Annotated in this window: 20 protein-coding genes; 8 read left to right on the forward strand and 12 right to left on the reverse strand. The window is 48.0% G+C overall.

Going from position 1 to position 20,953, the window contains the following annotated elements:
- Entirely contained in the window at positions 1 to 267 is a 267-nt protein-coding gene (locus NYE70_RS05350) for a hypothetical protein (protein WP_211020566.1), read from the reverse strand.
- Positions 268 to 429: 162 nt separating this feature from the next.
- On the opposite strand from NYE70_RS05350, the gene NYE70_RS05355 reads away from it, so the two are divergent.
- Together NYE70_RS05355 and NYE70_RS05360 are read left to right on the forward strand one after the other, a co-directional pair.
- Entirely contained in the window at positions 430 to 1,803 is a 1,374-nt protein-coding gene (locus tag NYE70_RS05355; RefSeq protein ID WP_341045278.1) for a TrkH family potassium uptake protein, read from the forward strand.
- Between the two features lie 68 nt (positions 1,804 to 1,871).
- On the forward strand, positions 1,872 to 3,104 hold the full coding sequence (locus tag NYE70_RS05360; protein ID WP_213655181.1) for an aminopeptidase: 1,233 nt from the start codon (positions 1,872 to 1,874) through the stop codon (positions 3,102 to 3,104).
- A gap of 90 nt (positions 3,105 to 3,194) precedes the next feature.
- Here NYE70_RS05360 and NYE70_RS05365 read toward each other — a convergent pair whose 3' ends face one another.
- Both NYE70_RS05365 and NYE70_RS05370 read right to left on the reverse strand, forming a co-directional pair.
- Entirely contained in the window at positions 3,195 to 3,401 is a 207-nt protein-coding gene (locus NYE70_RS05365; protein ID WP_211020569.1) for a hypothetical protein, read from the reverse strand.
- Positions 3,402 to 3,439: 38 nt separating this feature from the next.
- A complete protein-coding gene (locus NYE70_RS05370) occupies positions 3,440 to 4,639 on the reverse strand; it encodes an MFS transporter (protein WP_211020570.1) in 1,200 nt (399 codons plus the stop codon).
- Positions 4,640 to 4,827: 188 nt separating this feature from the next.
- On the opposite strand from NYE70_RS05370, the gene NYE70_RS05375 reads away from it, so the two are divergent.
- From NYE70_RS05375 to NYE70_RS05385, 3 genes are all read left to right on the forward strand, one after another.
- Positions 4,828 to 5,406: a TraR/DksA C4-type zinc finger protein gene (locus NYE70_RS05375; RefSeq protein ID WP_211020571.1), complete on the forward strand. Its 579-nt coding sequence runs from the start codon at positions 4,828 to 4,830 to the stop codon at positions 5,404 to 5,406.
- A 184-nt stretch (positions 5,407 to 5,590) separates the two neighbouring features.
- Complete coding sequence (locus NYE70_RS05380; protein ID WP_341045280.1) at positions 5,591 to 6,199, forward strand: RNA polymerase sigma factor; 609 nt, start codon at positions 5,591 to 5,593, stop codon at positions 6,197 to 6,199.
- On the forward strand, positions 6,174 to 7,010 hold the full coding sequence (locus NYE70_RS05385) for a hypothetical protein (RefSeq protein WP_341045281.1): 837 nt from the start codon (positions 6,174 to 6,176) through the stop codon (positions 7,008 to 7,010). The genes NYE70_RS05380 and NYE70_RS05385 overlap by 26 nt, the downstream gene beginning before the upstream one ends.
- Positions 7,011 to 7,080: 70 nt before the next feature.
- On the opposite strand, the gene NYE70_RS05390 is transcribed toward NYE70_RS05385, so the two are convergent.
- From NYE70_RS05390 to NYE70_RS05400, 3 genes are all read right to left on the reverse strand, one after another.
- Positions 7,081 to 8,361: a hemolysin family protein gene (locus tag NYE70_RS05390; RefSeq protein WP_341045282.1), complete on the reverse strand. Its 1,281-nt coding sequence runs from the start codon at positions 8,359 to 8,361 to the stop codon at positions 7,081 to 7,083.
- Positions 8,362 to 8,714: 353 nt separating this feature from the next.
- On the reverse strand, positions 8,715 to 9,152 hold the full coding sequence (gene gerQ, locus NYE70_RS05395; protein ID WP_341045283.1) for a spore coat protein GerQ: 438 nt from the start codon (positions 9,150 to 9,152) through the stop codon (positions 8,715 to 8,717).
- Positions 9,153 to 9,226: 74 nt separating this feature from the next.
- Positions 9,227 to 9,649, reverse strand: coding sequence for a cell wall hydrolase (locus NYE70_RS05400; RefSeq protein ID WP_341045284.1), 423 nt, complete (start codon positions 9,647 to 9,649; stop codon positions 9,227 to 9,229).
- A gap of 225 nt (positions 9,650 to 9,874) precedes the next feature.
- Here NYE70_RS05400 and NYE70_RS05405 point away from each other — a divergent pair, with 225 nt between their 5' ends.
- Complete coding sequence (locus NYE70_RS05405; RefSeq protein ID WP_341045285.1) at positions 9,875 to 11,200, forward strand: phytoene desaturase family protein; 1,326 nt, start codon at positions 9,875 to 9,877, stop codon at positions 11,198 to 11,200.
- A 73-nt stretch (positions 11,201 to 11,273) separates the two neighbouring features.
- Here NYE70_RS05405 and NYE70_RS05410 read toward each other — a convergent pair whose 3' ends face one another.
- The 4 genes from NYE70_RS05410 to NYE70_RS05425 form a co-directional block, all read right to left on the reverse strand.
- The gene (locus NYE70_RS05410) at positions 11,274 to 11,681 is read right to left on the reverse strand and encodes a DUF2500 domain-containing protein (RefSeq protein WP_341045286.1); all 408 of its coding nucleotides are present in this window, start codon (positions 11,679 to 11,681) and stop codon (positions 11,274 to 11,276) included.
- Positions 11,682 to 11,907: 226 nt separating this feature from the next.
- A complete protein-coding gene (locus tag NYE70_RS05415) occupies positions 11,908 to 12,093 on the reverse strand; it encodes a hypothetical protein (protein WP_211020578.1) in 186 nt (61 codons plus the stop codon).
- A gap of 183 nt (positions 12,094 to 12,276) precedes the next feature.
- Positions 12,277 to 13,575: a WD40/YVTN/BNR-like repeat-containing protein gene (locus NYE70_RS05420; protein WP_341045287.1), complete on the reverse strand. Its 1,299-nt coding sequence runs from the start codon at positions 13,573 to 13,575 to the stop codon at positions 12,277 to 12,279.
- Positions 13,576 to 13,642: 67 nt separating this feature from the next.
- Positions 13,643 to 14,686 carry a polysaccharide deacetylase family protein gene (locus NYE70_RS05425; protein WP_341045288.1) on the reverse strand — a complete coding sequence of 348 codons (1,044 nt, stop codon included), beginning with the start codon at positions 14,684 to 14,686 and terminating at the stop codon, positions 13,643 to 13,645.
- A 402-nt stretch (positions 14,687 to 15,088) separates the two neighbouring features.
- Here NYE70_RS05425 and NYE70_RS05430 point away from each other — a divergent pair, with 402 nt between their 5' ends.
- Positions 15,089 to 16,015, forward strand: a complete 927-nt coding sequence (locus tag NYE70_RS05430) for an L-lactate dehydrogenase (RefSeq protein WP_211020580.1) — start codon at positions 15,089 to 15,091, stop codon at positions 16,013 to 16,015.
- Between the two features lie 70 nt (positions 16,016 to 16,085).
- Here the strand turns inward: NYE70_RS05430 and NYE70_RS05435 are convergent, their stop codons facing one another.
- Positions 16,086 to 17,627 (reverse strand): 2-isopropylmalate synthase, encoded by a 1,542-nt coding sequence (locus NYE70_RS05435; protein WP_341045289.1) that lies wholly within the window; start codon positions 17,625 to 17,627, stop codon positions 16,086 to 16,088.
- Positions 17,628 to 18,100: 473 nt separating this feature from the next.
- Between NYE70_RS05435 and NYE70_RS05440 the strand changes: the two genes are divergently transcribed.
- A complete protein-coding gene (locus NYE70_RS05440; RefSeq protein WP_341045291.1) occupies positions 18,101 to 18,295 on the forward strand; it encodes a hypothetical protein in 195 nt (64 codons plus the stop codon).
- Positions 18,296 to 19,638: 1,343 nt separating this feature from the next.
- Here NYE70_RS05440 and NYE70_RS05445 read toward each other — a convergent pair.
- A complete protein-coding gene (locus tag NYE70_RS05445; protein WP_341045292.1) occupies positions 19,639 to 20,874 on the reverse strand; it encodes an MFS transporter in 1,236 nt (411 codons plus the stop codon).
- Positions 20,875 to 20,953: the final 79 nt, after the last annotated feature.

The following is a 20,953-nucleotide window of genomic DNA, read 5'->3' on the forward strand; positions in this document are numbered from 1 at the left end:
TTACTCTGCGAGCGTGTTCCGGGCAGCGTCCAACAGTTCGTCAAATCCGTCATCGTCCTGCTCGATCCATTCGTCGACAGCCATAAATTCCGCCTCAATCCCGGATTCCCGGGCATAATTCAGGCTGTAGTCCCATTCCTTGCCTTTTTTGCTGAAAAACGTGATTTCATAGGCGGCTTTATGTCCCTCCACTTCAAATATTGTTTTACCCAAAAAAGCTCCCTCATCATCTTTATGCATGTCCGCTTGCAAAATGTTCAACTTCATATCAGCCATAACTCCTTTTCCTGTAATTTCTCTTTAAATGTCGATCTAATTTAAGGTTTCTACTATAATGGTTGTTATTGAGGAAAGATGTAGCCAACCTTTATTGAAATATCGTACCATGTTTTACGTCAATAGCAAGATCATGTATGAGGTGAATAATCATTGTCAAAGCATCGCAGTAAAACCAGCAAGAAGAGGAAATCCAATCCGCTTACTCCGGCAAAAACACTATCATTTGGCTTCGGCATCATCATTATTCTGGGTACATTTCTGTTGTCCCTTGGCCCGGCGTCAGCCGACGGGCGCCCGATGAAATTGATCGACGCCTTCTTCATGGCAACATCGGCTACCTGTGTGACCGGGCTTGCCGTCGTTGATACGGGCACCCATTTTTCCCTCTTCGGTGAAATCGTAATTCTGACATTGACCCAGCTCGGAGGGCTCGGCTTCATGACCTTCGGCACACTGATCGCGCTGGCGTTCAACCGCCGAATTTCACTGCGGGAGAAGCTGGTGCTCCAGGAGGCGATGAACTATAACTCCATGGAAGGGCTAGTTACCCTGATCCGCCGGGTCATTACATACGCCGTTGTGATCGAAGGAACGGGCGCACTCCTGCTGGCCGCCAGATGGATGCTGGACATGCCTTGGCACAAGGCGTTGTATTACGGCATTTTCCACAGTATATCGATCTTTAATAACGCGGGCTTTGATTTATTCGGACCCCTTCACGGGGAATTCAGCGGTCTCTCCGAGTACTCCAACGACCCTTTCGTCAACGTCGTCTTAATGATTCTGATCGTTCTGGGCGGCATCGGGTTTATCGTGATATCAGATCTGCTTCACTATTCCCGTACCCGGAAGCTGTCCCTGCATTCTAAAGTCGTCCTTAGCATGTCCGCGTTCCTGATTATTGGCGGAGCTCTGATGATGTTCATCCTGGAGATGGGAAATCCAGCTACGCTGAAGCCGTTAGGCTGGGGGAATCAAATCATGACCTCCTTCTTCCATTCGATCAGTTCCAGATCAGGCGGCGTGAGTACGCTTAGTATGGCGGATATGCAGCATTCCACCCAGTTTATGTTCATCCTGCTCATGTTCATTGGAGCGGCTCCCGGCTCTACTGGCGGGGGAATCAAAGTTACGGTGTTCGCCGTTCTTCTCGGTGCGATGTATTCCATGCTCCGCGGCCGGGAAGATATCGTCTTGTTCCGCAGACGTCTTTCCAAGGGAGCGATTATGCGTGCGATCACCCAAACCTGGCTCGCCTTGTTTCTTGTCATCTTCGTGGCCATGGTGCTGTCTGCCATTGAGGACAGGGAATTCCTCCCTCTGCTGTTCGAAACCACCTCGGCGTTTGCAACGGCAGGGTTCAGTCTTGACCTGACTCCGCGGCTGACGGACACGAGCAAAGGCGTGCTTTGTCTGGTCATGTTCCTGGGCCGGGTCGGCCCGGTTACATTGGCGTATGCCCTGGCACCGAAATCGGAGAAAGAGCTATTCAAGTATCCGGAAGGAAAAATAACCATCGGTTAATTGGATAGTCTAAAAAAATCGTAGTATGATATATCAATAACCATTTTTTAGATTACGGAGGTAGGACAATGTCTGATTTTCAAGAAAAGCTACAGAAATATGCTGAGTTGGCTGTTAAAGTAGGTGCCAATGTTCAGCCCGGTCAAAACCTGATCGTAGTCGCCACAGTAGATTCGGTGGAACTTGTACGTTTGATCGTTAAGCAAGCCTATGAAGCCGGAGCAAGATTTGTAAAAGTCAACTGGAGCGACGACACCGTCACCCGGTTGCGTTATGAGCATGCGGCGGATGAATCCTTCCTGGATGATCCAAAATGGTACGCCGGAGAGATGCTCGAATATGTAGAAGGCGGCGCGGCTGTTCTTCACGTCATTTCCTCGGACCCCGACTTGCTGACCGGTATTGATCCGCAGCGGATCACCAATCATCAGAAAACTTACGGCAAAGCCATGAGCAAATATCGCGAGCTCCAAATGTCGGATAAGTTCAGCTGGTCTATCGTTGCCGTTCCGTCGAAAACTTGGGCGGCCAAAGTGTTCCCGGATCTTCCGGAAGCCGAACAGGTGAATGCTCTGTGGGAGGCGATTTTCCGTACCGTACGCATCGATCAGCCTGATCCGATCGGCGCATGGCGCGATCATATTGCAAATCTGAATGAGAAATCCGAATACCTGAATTCCAAAAAGTATAAGAAGCTTCACTATCTTGCACCAGGAACCGATTTGACGATCGAACTGCCCGAAGGGCATATCTGGGTCGCTGCAGAGAGTATCAATGCCCAAGGCAACACATTCCTGGCGAACCTCCCGACCGAAGAAGTGTTTACGGCACCGCTGAAAACCGGTGTCAACGGTACCGTATCTAGCACGAAGCCGCTTAGCTATAATGGAAACATCATCGATAAGTTCAAACTTACGTTTGAAAACGGCCGTATCATTGACTTCTCTGCAGAGGTGGGAGAATCCACGCTCAAACAGCTCGTTGAGCTGGACGAAGGCTCGCATTATTTGGGCGAGGTCGCCCTCGTGCCGCACGGTTCGCCGATTTCGCAATCCGGCATCTTGTTCTATAACACTTTGTTCGACGAGAATGCATCCAACCATCTGGCGATCGGCAATGCTTACGCCTTTAACCTGGAAGGCGGAAAGTCTATGACTCGCGAAGAATTGAACAAGCATGGATTGAATGCCAGCTTTGCGCATGAGGACTTTATGGTCGGTTCCGCGGAAATGGACATTTTCGGGGTAACGGGCGACGGCAAAGAAGAGCAAATTTTCAAAAAAGGAAACTGGGCGTTTTAATAAGCTCTCACTTTATTTATTCACGAATAAGAGCACCCCGCCGAAGATCGGCGAGGTGCTCTTTTGTTCTGATGCAGCATTTAGTTGTGCTTATGAAGATAAATCCAATAAGCCAACCAGGAGCAGAGCTATAATTAAAATAGAACCGCCATAAATGAGCGTCAGTTTAATCAGATTCTTTTTCGTCCGCTTGTCATAGTCGGGATTGCCTGTTCGATTCTCCTTGGAATTTCCGATAATTAGCGTACCTGCCGCGGCAATAGCCACAAGCGCTACAATAACGATATACAGCCACATTCCTGCTTCTCCCCCTTCATTTCATTTCTTCCCTGCTGTTATTCCTTTTCCGGCAATCCCAGCGGATTTGAATTTACCCGCTTGATCAATACGGCAGCCGTGCTGAATATCACCAGCGCCCCAATAAACCCTGCGAGAAGCCAAGACGAAGCGCCTGCTCCTCCCAGGTCCATGCTCTTCCCCATCAACAGCGGGAGTACCGCGCCCCCGATGCCGCCGGATGCGATCAGCAGACTCGGTGTCGTTTCCTCCGAACCCGGCAGCATCTTGTTAGCGAACACCAAAGCGATGGAGAACAATCCGGACATAAACAATCCAAGCAGCAGAATCAAAGCGATCAGACCGGTTAATCCCCCGACGAGCGCAAAGCACGAAATCAGAAAGAAACTGATCAAACTCCCGCTAATGACATATCTGCTGTAGGATATTTTTTCCGCAATGATTCCCGCGAACAGTCTGCCTACCGTCATGGCGATCCAGAACAAAGTGACGCTGAGCGCGGCCGTCGCTTTATCCGTCCCTACCTTCTCAATCAGCATCGATGGAAGGAAATTGACGAAGCTCATCTCTGTCCCCACATAGAGGAAGAAGAACAGGATGAAGACAAGGAGCATCAACCCTCGGCTGCCTTGATATTGGCGAAGCAGGCTTCCTTTTTCTTTGCGTCTCTCTTCCCTGGCATTTAATACGGCGTTCAATTCTTTGAAATTCCCTTTCCCCCACGCCAGCAGCATCACGAAAGCAAGTGTGCTGACCAACAGAAAGGAATACCGCCACATTTCCGCCCGGATGAGCCACCCGGCTACAAGCGGCATCAGAAGCGCTCCAACCCCGAAAAAGACTTCAAGCCGGCTCATCGCCACTGCCGTCCCCTCCGTAACGGCTACCAGAATAAGTGTTCCGATGACGGCCTCAATCATTCCGAAGCCGAAGCCGGCAACCGCGCCGACCGCGTACATCCATTCCCACGGCGGGAGCAGAGTGTATACCAGTTCGGCAACGAATAACATGCCTGTGGCAATCAGCAGCCCGTTTCGCTTTCCGAATTTTCCAATGAGCAAGGGAGAAAGAAGCACTCCGATCAAAAAGCCGGTAAACTGTGCAAAAATCAGGGTCCCCCCTGCGCTGTAATCCTTGCCGTAATGCTCAAGCAGATTAGGCATAATCGATCCTACGACCACATGAGCCAGTCCGATCAATAAATAGGCCCAGCAACCGAACCACATCAACCTCTTCATTAAAACTCCTCTCATGATGCCAAGACCGCGTCTTTCATTCAAGCATCCTTACTTGAAGTAATTACAGTTTTAAGTATTAACTCCATTGTAAGATAAAGTCGACATTGCGTCACCCTACTTCATTCCGGGGTAAAGCATACATAGGCGATTGAAAGAACTTGGCCTATTTTCAGAAGGAGGGAAAGTTCATGAGCCATCTGACAAACGAACAGCTGACGAAATTAAAGGAATCTCTTCAACAGGAGAAGAGCGATCTCGAGAGACATTTTAGTGCGGACGGCAATGCCCAAGGTCAGGAAGAGTCGCTGCGGGTTTCGACGGGAGAATTGTCTGCTTACGACAACCATCCTGCCGATGTCGGGACGGAAACATTTGAACGAAGCCGCGACATGGCGGTTGATGATAACTTGGAAAGACGACTTGAGGAAATAAATTCGGCATTGGACCGGATCGAGGATTCCAGCTATGGACAATGCGCCGTATGCGGCCGGGACATCCCTTACGAGCGTCTGGAGGCGGTTCCCTATACGGCTTATTGCGTGGAACATACGCCGGAACGGAACGTATCCGACTACCGGCCTGTAGAAGAAGATGTCATCACTCCGCCCCCTAAGGGAGCCGGGGAAAACAGGCAGCGGGATGCCGGGAATTTTGATGACGCGGAGGCCTGGCATACTTTGGAAAAGTACGGAAATTCCGATTCCCCCGCTATGGCCGCTAAACGTAACCCAACCGATTACGATTCCTTAACGGTTGAAGACGACTGATCATTTATATAAGCCTTTCCTGCACTAATAATAGAACGTTAAATATCAAGGGTGTTCTCCTTCGGGGGGACTCCCTTATTTCACGTTATCATGGAAAATCATTCCTTTCGCGTCCGGCTTATAGTAAAATCGAGATATTGGCTTTTTAGATTCATGCGCCTTAACGGCAAGAGAGGGGAGAACCATGCCGGAACGGTTAGAATGGCTGCTCGGAGCCGACTATCATCACCTGTCTGAGACCATTCAGGAAGATGTCTACTATGCATTTTACGATCTTGTTTATGGGGCGATTTTTTACCTGGTAAAGGATCATCAGGCTGCCGAGGATATAATTCAAGAGGCATTTATTAAAGTTGTCACGAAAAAACCTGAATTTGAAAGTGTCAGCGGAATGAAATCATGGATGAAAACCGTAGCACGCAACACGACGATTAATTATTTTAGAAAAAATAAAAAATTTCGTAACCACTTGGACGTGGAACGTGTTTATATGGATATAGAGCCTATTGGTCCTATGGTCCCATCCGTAGAGCAGACGGTTGAAATCAAGATGATGGAGGAAGCCATCCTCTCTCATCTGAGTAAGTTGAAGCCGGAATACCGCCAATTGATGGAATTGCGTTGGAAGCAAGGCTTAAGTTATAAGGAGATTGCAGAGCGGCTGGATCTTTGCGAGAATATCGTCAGACAGCGTCTATTCCGAACCCGGGAAGGGATCAAGAAAATGCTATACAGAGAGTGGGGTGGCGACTATCAAAAACGAGAAAATGGAACATCAAAAGTATCCCGATGAGTTTGAAGCCCTATTTAATGATGCATTTGATAACGCCATTGAGTCACTTCCCTCTTATTCCGAATCCGATCGCCGCAAATCCTGGGAACAAGTTCAGAAGAAGCTTAACCGGAAACGGACCCGTTTAAATAGACGCCGTAAAGCTCAGTTGTTCGGTATTGTAGCTGCATCCATGCTTTTGGGGGCCGCTTTGTTTAGTCCTCCGTTAGTAACGAAGGCCATCTCCCCTATTTTTCAGGAGCTCAAAAATCTGGGCAGCGGGATGTCGCAAATGGTGTTCGGCAATGGACAGCCGCAAGCGGATCCATCAATGGCCAAGACACCTCCTCCGCCTGAAGATTTCACTGAGGATGAACTCAGAGAAATGAGCAAAGAGGTACACCTTGTCGATGCGGGGACTTATGAAACGGTAAAAATGGACATGGAGGACGCCCGCGATACACTCGCCTTCTCTCTTCCCCGGATTACCAACATTCCGGAAAGATTTACTTTGGAATCACTCGAGGTGGTCATTCCGTCCGGAACGCCGGAAGACCCGAATACCTTCGGAAAGAGCGCTCACCTGCTCTACCGAACCGAAGACGGCCAAATACTCAGATTGACGTTCGATCTGTTGATGAATAACGAAATCCTGTCAACGATGAGTAAGGAAAATACCGAAGAGGTTGAACTGAATAATGGAAATATAGCGTTTATCAGCAGCGGAGACATGAGCGAAATCAATATGATGCTCGGGAATGTATATTTTAATGTGATCGGCAATGTGGACAGGGATGAAATTCTTGCGATCGCTAACGGGTTGAACCAATAAGTAATCATTGGATGTAAAAAAGGCGGGTAGTCCTTCAAAGGGCTGCCCGCCTTGCATGTTTCTTTTATGTTTATGCGCCGGCTTCCTCGATCGGAATAAACTGCTGTTTCAGCAGCTTGACGCGTGAAATTCTCTTGTTGTCGGTCTCCTCCACCACATATAAATAGCCATCGTATTCCACGGTTTGCCCGACTTGCGGCGGAAGAATTTCAATTCGGGAATACAGCCACCCGCCGATCGTGTCGTAATCGTCGGAATCCAGTTCAAAACCGAACCGGTCGTTGATGGATTCGATCAGCATCAGCCCGTCGATGGAATAGGCATTCTCATCCAGCTGCTCGATGCCCGGTCGCTCCTCATCGAATTCATCCTGGATTTCGCCAACGATCTCTTCGACGATGTCTTCCAGAGTGACCATGCCGGAAGTGCCTCCGTATTCATCGATCAAGATGGCGATCTGGGTTTTCCCCCGCTGCATCCGCTTCATCAAATCGCTGATCTGGATCGATTCGGGCACAGCCATGATGGGCCGTAATAGATCTAGGTAATCCGAGGTATTCGAACGGATTAAATCTTTAATATGAATGAATCCAATAATATGATCCTTATCGTTACTGCATACAGGATACCTCGTCCTGGTGCCTTCCAAAGCGATCGTCAGATTTTCGTCCAATGAATTCTGAGTATAAAGGCAGATCATTTCCGTCCTTGGGATCATAATCTCCCTCGCCGTTGTGTCGGCGAACTCAAAAATATTGTCAACGAGCGACATTTCCGTACTATCGATAAGGCCGCTTTCTGTGCTCTCCTTCATCATCACACGGATTTCTTCCTCGGTATGCAGGGAATCCTGCTCGGACACCGGAGCAATGCCGAACAATCTCAGCAGTCCGGACGACAGTCGATTTAGCGTCCATATGAAGGGGAACATCAGCTTATAGAACATTCTCATCGGCCTTGCCGACAAGAGAGTAATTTGCTCCGCTTTGCGTACGGCAATCGTTTTGGGCGCGAGTTCGCCGAGTACGATATGCAATACGGCAATCAGCAAGAAGGAAACAAACAATGATACAATATGCACCGGTTTATCGCCAAACCCCGCAAACACGAATAACGGATTCAGGAGCCGGGCTACGACCGGTTCGCCAAGCCATCCCAGGCCAAGAGAACAAAGTGTGATTCCAACCTGACAAGCGGATAAGTAACCGTCAAGGTGATTCAGCAAGCTCCTCACGATAACAGCATTTTTTCGTCCTTCTTCGACTAAGGCATCGATTCGGCCGCTTCTGATTTTTACGATTGCAAATTCAGCAGATACGAAAAATCCGTTCAGCAGGACCAGTAACAGCATCAGTCCTATAGAAAAAAGACTCGGTAAAGGGTCAGTCAATACGTTTCCTATTCGCCGCAATCAGTGCGGTGAATAGGTGCACCTCCTTCGCGGTTTGAAATGATATTGATGTCTGATTTCGAAATATATCGTCAACTTCCCAATGGATTCATCTCCTTGTCAGATCATTAATTTAGCCTCTAAACAACCTCAACAAATGAAACAACTTTGGTGAGTGTATTACTATTAATTATATAATTATACACTACACAGTCAAACCCCGGCGTATGCCAAGGAAACAGGCTGGGTTACGCACTTTTTTTGATTTGACGCGAAATAGGGCCTCCAGTATGAAGGCCCCATCATATTACAAATTATCTCCGGTTTGTCGGCGGGTTCCCGATCGTGCCCGGGTATTGATACACCAGCGGCTGATCGAACGTAGCAAAGTCCAGATTGACCATCAGCAGAATGGTGCGCACGCCTGTATTAGGATCACTGATGATGATATGGTCACGGCCGGCCGCCTCAAGTACGCCCTTGAAGATTTTGGCGTTCCACTCGGAATTGTTCTCGTATGTCATGTAGAAAGTGCCTACTTTGCCCAGGTTCAAACGAAGTATGTTCTCGATAAACGACTGTTCACTCGACGGGAACTGTACCGGCACCACGGTTCCGGATGGTGTCATCGGACTGCCACTCGGAACTTGAGGCGGTTGGCCGCCCATAGTTCCTGTTCCCGATGGATAAGTCCCGGATGGAGTTCCTCCTCCGATATGGTATGTGACCGGCCGATAAGGTTGATTAAACATGGAAATAATTCCTCCTCAAAATGATCTTACTTATGTTCTTTGAATATCCTAAAGGGCGGAGCGTCGCTGTTTCCTCAATACACGGCCGGGCAATCTTCCCCGCTCGGGGCAAAGAAGCAGTGCGCCTTGAATCGTCCGGTGTTAGTCTGATCATACCAGGTGTCCGGGCAATCCCCAGCAGGTCTGAAGAACCAAAGAGCATTGGATGCAGGCCATATCTTCTCGCCGTTGATTACGCGCTGGGCGAGTCGAATATCGCGTTCCCGGGCCTTTTGATAAAAGTAACCCTTCTGCGTTGCTTCAAAGCCGCCCGGCGATTGGAACACCATGTCGTTCATGTTTCTTATGTTCTTGAAATCCAGACAACCTCCGAGAATCCGGTTGACCCCGACGTTGCCGACCATCAGCATGCCTTGCTCGCCTTCTCCCTCGGCTTCCGCCCGCATAAGCCGTGCAAGAAGTTTGACATCCTCGGAATTAGTTCTAATAACTGCCAAATTCCGTTCCCCCCTTTCCTCTCTTCTCAACGCTATATCCTATGTGCTAATGCCTATCTTGGTGCAAACACCCAACAAATTGACCAGGCTGTCAAGGAAGAAATCGCATTACAGCTATGAAGGCGGTTGCAATTTTGAATATTTAGTGACCGTTTCTATGGACGCGCTTACATGAATAGCATATACTGATAAGGAATAAGGATTTTCCTTTTAGGAGGTTCTCCCATGAAAATCGCAATCATTGGCGGCGGTTTGGCCGGCTTGACGGCTGCCGCATATCTTTCCGACAGCCCGGACACCGAAGGCACGGTGTTTGAACGCAGTCCGCAGTTGGGCGGGCGCGCATTTACTTATGAGAAATCCGGTTTTACGCTCAATTATGGAGCACATGCGGTTTACGGCATCGACAGACATACCTTGCAGCATATGGAGGAAGAGCTTGAGCTTAAATTCCAGAGCAAGCAAGTGGATAAACGGAAGGTCGTATATGCCAAGCATGGTAATTTGACACCCGCTCCGCTAGATTTCGTGAATATTATGAAGACCGATGTGCTGACCACGATGGAAAAAGTAAGATTCGTAGCGGAAATTGCCGCAGTAATCGGAAACATTCACCAACTGAAGCACTACCGGACACTCGGAGAATATTTGGATAAATCCAATGCCTCCTCCGATGTCAAGGAATTATGGGAGCATCTGGTGAGCTCGAACTTCTTTATTACGCCGGATGACGCTCGCAAGGTGTCAGGGGAAGTGATTGCCGATTACTATCACAATCTGTTTCTCTCCAGTAAACCGGTCAACTATATTCTCGGCAGTTGGGCGACGATTACGGAACAGCTGGTTCAAAAGATCAATGACAATGAGAAATGGGATATTGCGGTTAAAGAACCGGTTGAATCGATTGTAATGGAGAATGGGAAGTTTATTTTGAAGACCAAAACCCGGGAAGCCCTGGAGTATGATCAGGTTATATTTGCAATGCCTGTCCAACAGGTATACAAATTGCTGGAATCCTCCCCTTGGGCCGGGGCTCTGGAACCGTTTAAGGACAATTCATGCACGGAGGTCCTCGTCTATGACGTAGGCTTCTCCAAAGTAGTTGCCCGTCCATTCCACTATATCAGCGATATGGACAACAAAGTATTTATAAGCGACGTGTCGGCTACCGACTATACGGTCGTTCCAGTAGGCGGACAGCTTCTGCAAGGGATCGCCTATTTGAATGACGATTTCCAGGATGAGGATCAGAAGAAAGAATATCTGGAAAGTAAAACTCAGCAAATGGAAGCGTTATTCGATACTTATTATCCGGATTGGCGGGAACATACGGCTGTAAAACGCGTTTCTAAGAAAGCCATGGTGTCGAGTGTCAAGAACATCCACACCAACAAGCTGCTCCCAAGCAAACTGCCGGGCGTTCCGTTCCTCTTCTGCGGGGACGGCTGCGAAGGCAAAGGCGAGCTCGCTGAACGGGCTTTCTCCAGCGGGCGTGCCGCTGCTCAAATGATGCTGTCCGATAAAGTTAAGACTAAGGCACTGACGCATTGATCTAGCATTCATCATCTTTCAAACAAAAAGAGCTGTCCGATGGACAGCTCTTTATTATTTTATGGGAAGCCCGTTAATAATGGCGATACTCCTGAAGCGAGGCCCGATATGTTTTGCTTAGGCGTTCAAAGCCCAGGTAACGGCTGCCTTGAAACGTAAGCTTCCCCTCATCCCCTTCCGAGCATTGGCCATACTCTTGCCCGCTCACACCAAATTCCATCCGGTCCCCGCTCTCGACTTCAAAGGTAATGTAATACTTGCTGTCCGAACGGTTTACGGAGATATCCGTATCATGCCTGTGGGAGACCTCGGTCCGTTTACCGACGATGACAGACGAAACACTAAGCACCGGTTGCCGGTTATTGGTCCAATGCCGTTTGATGCCGCCTGCTGCCGTTAAAGCAATGATCCCGAGAATAACAGCAACAAAAACCGGGAAAGCCGTATTCATCACCCCGAACATTTCCATCCAAGATTGCACGCTTCTCCCTCCTTAACAAGCATCGGTCTATTACGATAGCCTGACTGCCTCCCCTTCTCTCCTATGTATATGCCGTCCAAATCAAAACTTGTTATTCCGGCCCCTGTGAAAATATGCCACCCTTGTCCCTATATTTTGGACATTCCTCTATATGCATGAAAAAACAAATAACCTTCGGTTCCTGGGCAGAACCGAAGGTTATTTAGATGATGAGGAAGCTATTGTATCAGGCATAATAGAATTGAAGCAATTCGCGGGTTTCATGAACACCCTCTGTTTCCATCTCGTTAAGTCCTTGCTCCGCCCAGCAAGCTTGGCAAGCTTCCTCGGTCATGCACAGATGAGCGTCGTCGCAAGTGTAGCAAAGTTGGAGGAAATTGCGGGTTAAATTCTCAGCGTTCATAGTTTTCATTTTGGCTCACTCCTAATGGTTTGTTTTTGATTTGTTTGGCTTGAATGTGTTTCCTTCTTACAAGTTAAATATATCACAAAGTTTAATTAGTGCACGTGATAAATTTCACAAATTAATGAACATCGTATTTTCCCCTCTTTGTCGTCGGGCACCAAAATAAAAAAAAGCCCGTCAGCACGCCTCTTAGAGTACGTGCCAACTGGCTCCGCCGTCTTGGGTTTGCAAGAGCAGCGATCGTTTTTTGTCGCTTTTTTCTACGAGTAACCAGCCCACCTTAGGAGAGAAGAACTGAATCTTTACCACTTCGGGATAATCGGCTAGCACTTCCTTCAATTTTACGTTCTCGGGAAACAATGTCCAGCTCTTTCCTTGATCCACGGTATGATACAAGGTTGCGTTTTGAATCGCCCACCCTTCCATAGGATTGAGGAAAGTCATCGATAGGTGAGCGTCGTTCCCGTCTCTCCAAGGCAAGCCAAATGGCGAAAGCAACCAACTCTTACCGGAATCCGAGGAAAAGTAACCGTTATATTTGACCGCCTCTTCCCGTTCGCAACCAATGGAGATCCAACCGGCAGAGCCGCTTCCGTTAAAAAAACTCGGAGCCCCTACTGAGAAACGACTGCAGGTACTAAATTTATCTTTTTCAAAAAAACCGTTATCTTTTGTCCACTGACTTCCGCCGTTTGTTGTTACATATAAAGCGGGCAGCCCGGCTTCGATCATCGTGATATATCCGTTAGTTTTATTTGTAAAAATCATTCCGACCGGATTTCCAAGCTTAGGCAGTGTATGATCGATGGATGACGTATCCGTCGGAAGAATTGGCGTGCTCATTATTTTGGTCCAAGTGGCCCCGCCGTTAGTGGTTGAATACAGCGCTTTGGCTTCACTGCTGTCCGGACCGTTACCGACCGTCAGAATCCAGCCGCGGTCCTGATCCAGGAAGTAGATGGAAGCCACATCATCCGCTTCGGGCAGTGAGGCCATCTTCCAGGTTAAGCCACCGTCACCTGTCCGCAGAATGATCGCTTCCCCGGAACCGAGCGAATCCCGGACGATCCAACCATGCTCCGCATCGACAAAAAACAAGTCGGTGCCGTATTCCGGATTATTCGGAAACTGGACCGATGCGGACGGCGATATATTAGTCCACGTTTTGCCGCTATCCTGAGTAACATATAACCGAAGCTCACTGCGGGTTGAACCCCAGGCCAGCCCTTTTGAGGCGCCTAGCAGCCGGAAATCGGTGAGCCGGGTTTGAATCTGATATTTCTTTCCTTCTTCAGCCGCTGGAAGAGAAGCGGATGAGTTGTTCACCGATGACTCCGGATTGATAACGGTCAGTGTCTGTCCTTCTTCAATCATCTCTTCCTCTTGCTGAGCAGGCTTATTGTTCGCCGGCAGGTGCCCCGAAGAGCAAGCAGTCAGCAGCAAACCCGCCATGACGGCGCATCCTGCCGCTTTGTACCACCATCTCACCAAGGAACCACCTCTCTTTCAAGAATCTCGCAGATTATTTTAATTATACCATAGGAAGAATCGTAGATTACAAACGCTGGTCCTTCGCAAAGTTCACAGAGAAGTGCTGGTCCGGCTTGTAGACCGCGAAGGAATACCCCTTCTTCTGCAAATAACTTATGATTTCTGGCAGAGCCTGTACCGTTTGCGATTTCTCATGCATCAGAATAACTTCGGTATCCCGGTGAACCTGTCTCTTAACCTCTTTGATGATACGATCGGGCTTTCCTGTATAGCTCCAATCTTTGGAATCGACAGTCCAGTCCCACATTTTAAATTTGGCAGCCGCAATGTCGTCTCGGAATTTCTCTCCGATTTCCGGCTTGCTTCCGTAAGGCGCCCGGATCAGCCACGGTGTGGTCCCTGTGATCTTTTTGATGAGAGCCTGTTCCTGCTTGAACTCCTTGATAAATTTCGCCGAGTTACCGCTTTGATATAACTTCTTCTTATCATGGGTCATACTGTGCAAGCCGACATAATTGCCATTTTCGGCCGCGTTTTTAACAGCTTTCTCATTCCCGTCCAATTGTCTTCCGATCATAAAAAAGGTGGCATGGATTCCATTTTGATTCAATATATCAACGATTTGATTCGTATATTTGCTTGGCCCATCGTCAAAGGTGAGATAAATGACTTTTTGGGCTGTAGCTTTATCGGTTTTTACTGCCGGTTTGTCTGGTTTCTCTTCCCCTTTTGACTCGGTCGTTTTGCTTGGGGGCAAGCTCTGGTCGTTCTTCTCTATAGTGGCAGGAGGTTCCTTATCGTTCGGAATGGAGTTTTCTGATGCTTCGGGAACGCTTGAGCTTTCCCCTTCAGAAGCTGGGTCTTGTATAGTATCAACACCTTCGCCGCTTACTTGTCCCTCTTTAATAGTCGGACTCTCGGCAGAGCCTGCATATTTAGGCGTCACTACGGCCGCTGAGCCATAGCCGGCACTTTTACCCTGAATAACTGTCGTCGCCGCAAAAGCCGATAAGACTAATGAGGCGGAGGACAGTACCAATGCAGCGATAACCATGGATTTCATTTTACGGGTTGACTTCTTCTCCTGGTTGCGTCTGGATTGCTGCAATTTTTGTTCCTCTTCAATTCGGCTTATGTAAGACATTAAATTTCACTTATCCTCTCTCTATTAATACTACTAGAATAATATAAAAGAGAGTCCGGCGTCCTTACAGAATGGTTACATCTGAGGTTACAAAGTACTCATAATCCACTTTAGTTTACATAATAACTATTATGGATCATATTTTCTTGATAGTCTCTCACAAGTTTTATGAAAAAAATGATTATTTCATGTTTTACTTTAAATTTTGAGTGTTTCATGTACAATGTAGGGAGTAATAAGTACATATCTGCTAACACTACTAGCGGAGCTTTGATCTTTATGCCTAGGGATCCCCTAAAATTGGTTATGGGATCTACACTATACATCGCTTAGGCAGGAAAAACTAACTTTTAAGGAGATGAACTAATGAAAACTCAATTGCGTTCCAGTAGAGTCGTTATTATCGGGACCGGGGCCGTAGGCGCAACAACTGCCTATACATTATTGCTTCGGGAACGCGTATCCGAGCTCGTATTGATTGACGCCAACAAAGACAAGGCGCTTGGTGAAGCCCTGGATATGAACCACGGCCTTCCGTTTACAGGCGGTGTGAAGCTCTGGGCGGGTGACTATAGCGATTGCGCCGACGCCGATGTGATCGTCATTGCTGCCGGTGCCTCCCAACGTCCGGGTGAAACCAGAATTGATCTGCTTAAAAGAAATGCAGGCATTTTCGAAACCATCATCCAGAACATCGTAAAATATAATGATCACGCCATCATTTTGGTAGCGACGAATCCGGTCGATATTTTATCTTATGTAACTTTGAAAAAGAGCGGCTTCCCTTCGAACCGAGTCATCGGATCCGGCACACTGCTCGACAGCGCTCGTTTCCGGTATCTGATCGGGCAAAACAAAAAAATCAACCCGCGCAGTATCCATGCGCATATTATCGGCGAGCATGGCGACTCGGAACTTCCGCTTTGGAGTCTTGCGAATGTCGCTGGTATCGATCTTGAATTCTCCGATCAGGACCGTGAGAATATTTTCAACAGCACAAAAAATGCCGCTTACGAAATCATCAACGCCAAAGGAGCTACTTTCTATGCGATTGCTCTGGCGTTGGACCGGATTATCACATCCATCCTGCAGGATGAAGGATCGGTTCTTAACGTTTCCACCCTGCTGGAGAACTACAACGGCGTTTCCGATGTGTATCTCGGAGTACCAAGCATCGTTGACCGTAGCGGTGTTCGTGAAGTGCTTGATCTCAAACTTAGCGATCAGGAACTGGTCCAGTTCCAAAATTCGGCGAACAAGCTGAAATCGGAAATTGCCAAACTGGAGCTTTAAGCAAATTGGAGACGCCCCTAATGCTAGGGGCGTCTTTTTTTAAAGTAACTAGCTTAGACAAACGACATGATTAATAGATTACGATATTCCCGTCCCTTTCACGTTCTTGACGGCCTACCAGACGGTTAATTGCTTCAATGTAAGCTTTGGCGCTGGCCTCGATAATATCGGTGCTCACGCCTCTTCCCGATACCGTAACCTCACCCTGTCTCAGCACAACATGCACTTCTCCCTGGGCGTCTGTTCCCTGCGTAACGGAATGAATCGAGTACTCTTCCAGTTCCGCCTGGATACCAATAACTTTGGATAACGCTTGGTACACTGCGTCAACCGATCCGTTGCCTACAGACGCTTCATCGGCAATAGTACCGTCCTGCCTAATGATGCGTACCGAAGCGGTAGGTATCGATCTGTTCCCGTAGGAAACCTGTATGCTGTCCAGGACAAAGAATTTCGGTCCCTCCGTCATATTATCATCCAGCAGTGCACGGATATCTTCGGAGAGAACGTTTTTCTTCCGGTCAGCCAGCTCTTTAAACTTGGCAAAAGCGATGTTAAGCTGCTCTTCATCCAACGAATAGCCGAGATCGATGAGCTTTTCCTTGAAGGCATGGCGGCCCGAATGCTTGCCCAGCACAAGCTTGCTGGAGCTGGCGCCAATCGTCTCCGGGGTAATGATCTCGTACGTACTGCGGTTCTTGAGCATTCCGTCCTGGTGAATTCCCGATTCATGCGCAAATGCGTTAGCGCCGACTATGGCCTTGTTCCCCGGCACGCTCATGCCGGTCATTTTGCTGACCATCCGGCTGGTTTGATAGATCTCTCCGAGATTTAAGGTCGTTTTCGCTCCGTAATAGTCGCTTCTTGTTTCTAGTGCCAGAGCCACCTCCTCGAGACAGGTATTACCTGCACGCTCACCTATGCCGTTGATCGTTCCCTCGAACTGGTCCACTCCATTCGCGATGGCTGCCAACGTATTAGCCGTAGCCATGCCGAGATCATCGTGACAGTGAGTGCTGAGCTGAATTTTCTCGATGCCCGGTACATTCGCTTTAATCGTTTTGAACATTTCCCCGAATTGCTCCGGTGTCGCAAATCCGACCGTATCCGGTAAATTTACTACCGTCGCCCCGGCTCGGATCGCCATCGCCGTCATTTCGCACAAAAAGTCGACTTCAGTCCGGCTGGCATCCTCAGCGGAAAATTCGACCTTGTCAAAAAACTTCCGGCCGTACCGGATCGCGGCTTCTGCAGTTTCCATCACTTTTGCTTTGTCCATGCGCAGCTTGTATTCGCGATGAATCGGCGAGGTAGCCAGCACCAGATGCAGGCAAGGATCTTGAGCATCCTTCAGCGCCTCGACCGCCGCATCGATATCTTTCGTATGACAGCGGGCCAAGCTGAGCAAGGTTGCATTCTTAACTTGCTTCGCCACCTCCCGGATGCTTTGCAAATCTCCGGGCGAAGTTGCGGCAAAGCCGGCTTCGATCCGGTCGACGCCAAGCCGCTCCAGTTGAAGGGCGATCGCCACCTTTTCCTCGATGGTCAAACTGACGCCTGGTGATTGTTCTCCATCCCGCAAAGTCGTGTCAAACACATAAATTTTCCGCATACTTAATCCCACCTTCTCTGAAATATTGAAAAAACCTCTTCCGCCCTGCTGCAGCCAATTCAACTGCAACAGGGGCGAAAGAGGTTACTTTCACGGTACCACCCTGATTTTACCGCCAACATATCGGCGGCCTTAACGAAAATCGCGCGAAAAAAGCACGGTTTCCAGTACGATAACGGGTACGACCCGGCGTTCCTTAGTCATGCAACTGTAGCACGATTCGGGAATGCAGCTCCAAGGCGAGTCGGCAACGGGATTAAGACGGCGATTTCAGCTGGTACGCCGCTCTCTGGACATAAGGGCCCGTTTGGCCTGCTCCTTTTCATTGCTTGCAATATAAAAAATAAAATCATAAGAAAACTAAAAACCCCTTTCATCCCGCACGCCAAACGGCGTACTTTAGGGACGAAAGGGGTTATCTTCCGTGGTACCACCCATGTTCACCATATCATTTGAATCTGAATATGGCCTCATTGTCAAAAGGACTTGGTCCATTTGACGCGCACGATAACGGATGCGATTCCGGCGGTCCTTATTCCTACGTTCAGAAATCGGGACAACGGCTCCAAGGCGAGTCGGCACTCGGGATTAAGACGGCGATTTCAGCTGATACGCCGCTCTCTGGACATAAGGGCCCGGTATGGCCTGCTCCTCTTCACTGCCTGTAACGTTAATAAAAACTTGGTGTTATTATATGCCGGTTTTTTTACAATAGTCAACACCGAGTAGAGAAATGCTGCTGAAAATTTATATAAAGACCGTAGAATAGGAGTTTATTTTAATAATTCATGTGATTAATGGATAATAGTTAATAGTATTAATTATAGATGATTAATGTGATTAAAGAAATGCCGTTTCGTCTAATCCCTCTTAACTCGTTCACGCTTCTAACGAGCATACCCCGGGTGTTACAAGGAGCTACTGATTTTATTGATCGCATTTCGAGTGCTCGAGTAGCTCTCCGATTCTAACGAGCGCACCATAACAATCACAAGCAGCTTTCTGCTAATAACAAACTCCCACAAAGTACTCCGAACTGTTCCCTGCTTTTATTAAATCCATTTCATGTGCATAAAAATAGCTCCTATTTCTATCGAGCCTTCTCCAGTTGCTGCGAGTTGGTTCCTGCTTAAGTTACTAATCAAAAGTACAACGACGAGTGTCTCCTGCTTATAACGAGTTATAACGAGCCTTCTGGTGAACAAACGAGCACCCCTTCAAGTGCTAACGGACATATCGGCCCTTATTCGACCAATATTTCGCTATTTTTTATTTTAACGGACACCGAGGACCTTAAATGGCGGATTTGCTGAGTGATAGGTCTGTTTTTAGAGAAATAACGTCCTGTATGTCCGTTAGATTGTTACCAAGGCTGTTTTGCTCTAAATAACGGCTGTAGTGTCCGTTAGAATTCTCGAACCACTCTCGACCCTTACACTACATTCTTCACGCTCCTCCATCCCATCACACTATTCATCCGCAAAAGTACCACACGAGCACCTCTAAAGTTCTAACGGACACAGCGACCCTTAATCAACCAACATTCCGCTTTTTTTAAAACTTAACGGACACCATGGACCTTAATCGGCCGATTTGTCGAGTGATAGGCCTGTTTTGGGAGAAATAACGGCCTGTATGTCCGTTAGATTGTTAAATATGCTGTTTTGATCCCAATAACGGCTGTAGTGTCCGTTAAAACTCTCGCCCAACACACAACACACTACGCGCTACTCTCTCCTATCACACCATAAGCCGCCACCTAGCCTGCCACAGCATAAGTTTCGCATGGATTAACATATAACATGTCGGTCACCTAAGCGCCTTAACTCTATTGCCGTTCAACTCTGTTTACTAAGAACTTTGCAAAGATACACATCGTTTCCTTCAGCTGTAAATTACGTTAACAAGGAAAAGAACCCAAAGCGCTGGCTGAGGGTTCTCCCTAATTAAGTTCACATAACATTTATTACGGTACAGGACTATTATTATTTCCTTCTACCTTACATCTATCTTAATGCCCACTCCCTGCCTGATCGACATGCTTCACATGATGCTGGTTGGCCATAATGAGGACCACAGACAATAGTACAAAACCCGCGCCGACTACAAAAGGAATATGCGGGTTAAACCATTCCGCCAGCTTCCCTGCCAGAAAAGGAGCGATCGCACCGCCAAGGAAACGCAAGAAGCTATAAGCAGCCGAAGCCGTGGAGCGTTCTACAGGTGAAGCGTTCATTACCGCCGCGGTGATCAGGGTATTGTTATTTCCAAGCAACGCGCCGGCAAATACTACCGCTGCAATGACAACCCATTGTTCATTTGTCCAAATGCCCATAACCAACAGCGTCAACGCAAACAGAAAGAGCATTACGCTCATAGACTTAACGGTTCCGAAACGCTGCTGCAGTCTTGGAGCCATAAACACGGAGGTAAACGCCAGAAGGACGCCCCAACCCAGGAATACAAAGCCAAGACCGTGTTCATCTAGTCCCATAACGAAAGGTGCGTAAGCCATTAGAGTAAAGAATCCAAAGTTATAGAGACAGGCAGTTAATCCGAAGATAACGAGCGAACGGTGTTTAAGTGCACGGAACGGATCCAGTACGGAGGTTTTCGGCCGGTCTTTACGGGATACGTTAGACTTAGGCATCAAGGTAAACAGCCCGATAAAGGCAATGACCATGAGTGAAGCCACTCCGAGGAACGGTCCTCTCCATGTGATCGCGCCCAGCCATCCGCCGAGCAGCGGACCGACAGAAATACCAAGGCCAACCGCAGCTTCATACAATATCACGGCTTGTGTGGTACCGCTATTGGACAAGGACACGATGGCAGACAATGCGGTAGCTACGAATAAAGCATTCCCGAATCCCCAGCCGCCTCGTAGTCCGATGATTGTCCAAATATTATCCGATAGTCCGCCTAGAGCCGAGAAAATCGCGATAACGATAATGCCGAGCAACAGCGTCCATTTCATCCCTAATCTTGATGATATTGTACCAGTAACCAACATGGCTACCGCCATAACTGCATTGTAGCTTGTAAACAATAAAGAGACTTGGCTCTGGGTTGCATTCAGGTTTTCAGCGATGGCCGGCAAAATCGGATCCACAAGTCCAAGCCCCATGAATGCGATAATTCCGGCAAAAAAAACGGCCCAAACGGCCCGTGGCTGCTTAAAAAAGCCGCCTTCCTCCAGTTTGGCCGATCCATCGGTTGAATCGGTGTTTACGACATGATTAGACATTCATGATCTCTCCCCTTAATCTGTATATAGAATAGATTCACATTTTACTTTCAATATAACTAGTTGTATGATGAAAGTA

This window comes from Paenibacillus sp. FSL R5-0407 (genome assembly GCF_038009185.1).
In the GTDB taxonomy this organism is placed as follows: Bacteria; Bacillota; Bacilli; order Paenibacillales; family Paenibacillaceae; genus Fontibacillus; species Fontibacillus vini.

What these genes read in the sequence shown, in the direction of transcription:
- NYE70_RS05370 (WP_211020570.1), bottom strand. Translation starts at nt 4,639, where the DNA reads ATGAAGAGGTTGATGTGGTTCGGTTGCTGGGCCTATTTATTGATCGGA.
- NYE70_RS05375 (WP_211020571.1), top strand. Translation starts at nt 4,828, where the DNA reads ATGAGCCATCTGACAAACGAACAGCTGACGAAATTAAAGGAATCTCTT.
- gerQ (WP_341045283.1), bottom strand. Translation starts at nt 9,152, where the DNA reads ATGTTTAATCAACCTTATCGGCCGGTCACATACCATATCGGAGGAGGA.
- NYE70_RS05405 (WP_341045285.1), top strand. Translation starts at nt 9,875, where the DNA reads ATGAAAATCGCAATCATTGGCGGCGGTTTGGCCGGCTTGACGGCTGCC.
- NYE70_RS05430 (WP_211020580.1), top strand. Translation starts at nt 15,089, where the DNA reads ATGAAAACTCAATTGCGTTCCAGTAGAGTCGTTATTATCGGGACCGGG.
- NYE70_RS05350 (WP_211020566.1), bottom strand. Translation starts at nt 267, where the DNA reads ATGAAGTTGAACATTTTGCAAGCGGACATGCATAAAGATGATGAGGGA.
- NYE70_RS05365 (WP_211020569.1), bottom strand. Translation starts at nt 3,401, where the DNA reads ATGTGGCTGTATATCGTTATTGTAGCGCTTGTGGCTATTGCCGCGGCA.
- NYE70_RS05415 (WP_211020578.1), bottom strand. Translation starts at nt 12,093, where the DNA reads ATGAAAACTATGAACGCTGAGAATTTAACCCGCAATTTCCTCCAACTT.
- NYE70_RS05435 (WP_341045289.1), bottom strand. Translation starts at nt 17,627, where the DNA reads ATGCGGAAAATTTATGTGTTTGACACGACTTTGCGGGATGGAGAACAA.
- NYE70_RS05380 (WP_341045280.1), top strand. Translation starts at nt 5,591, where the DNA reads ATGCCGGAACGGTTAGAATGGCTGCTCGGAGCCGACTATCATCACCTG.
- NYE70_RS05360 (WP_213655181.1), top strand. Translation starts at nt 1,872, where the DNA reads ATGTCTGATTTTCAAGAAAAGCTACAGAAATATGCTGAGTTGGCTGTT.
- NYE70_RS05390 (WP_341045282.1), bottom strand. Translation starts at nt 8,361, where the DNA reads ATGCTGTTACTGGTCCTGCTGAACGGATTTTTCGTATCTGCTGAATTT.
- NYE70_RS05445 (WP_341045292.1), bottom strand. Translation starts at nt 20,874, where the DNA reads ATGTCTAATCATGTCGTAAACACCGATTCAACCGATGGATCGGCCAAA.
- NYE70_RS05385 (WP_341045281.1), top strand. Translation starts at nt 6,174, where the DNA reads ATGGAACATCAAAAGTATCCCGATGAGTTTGAAGCCCTATTTAATGAT.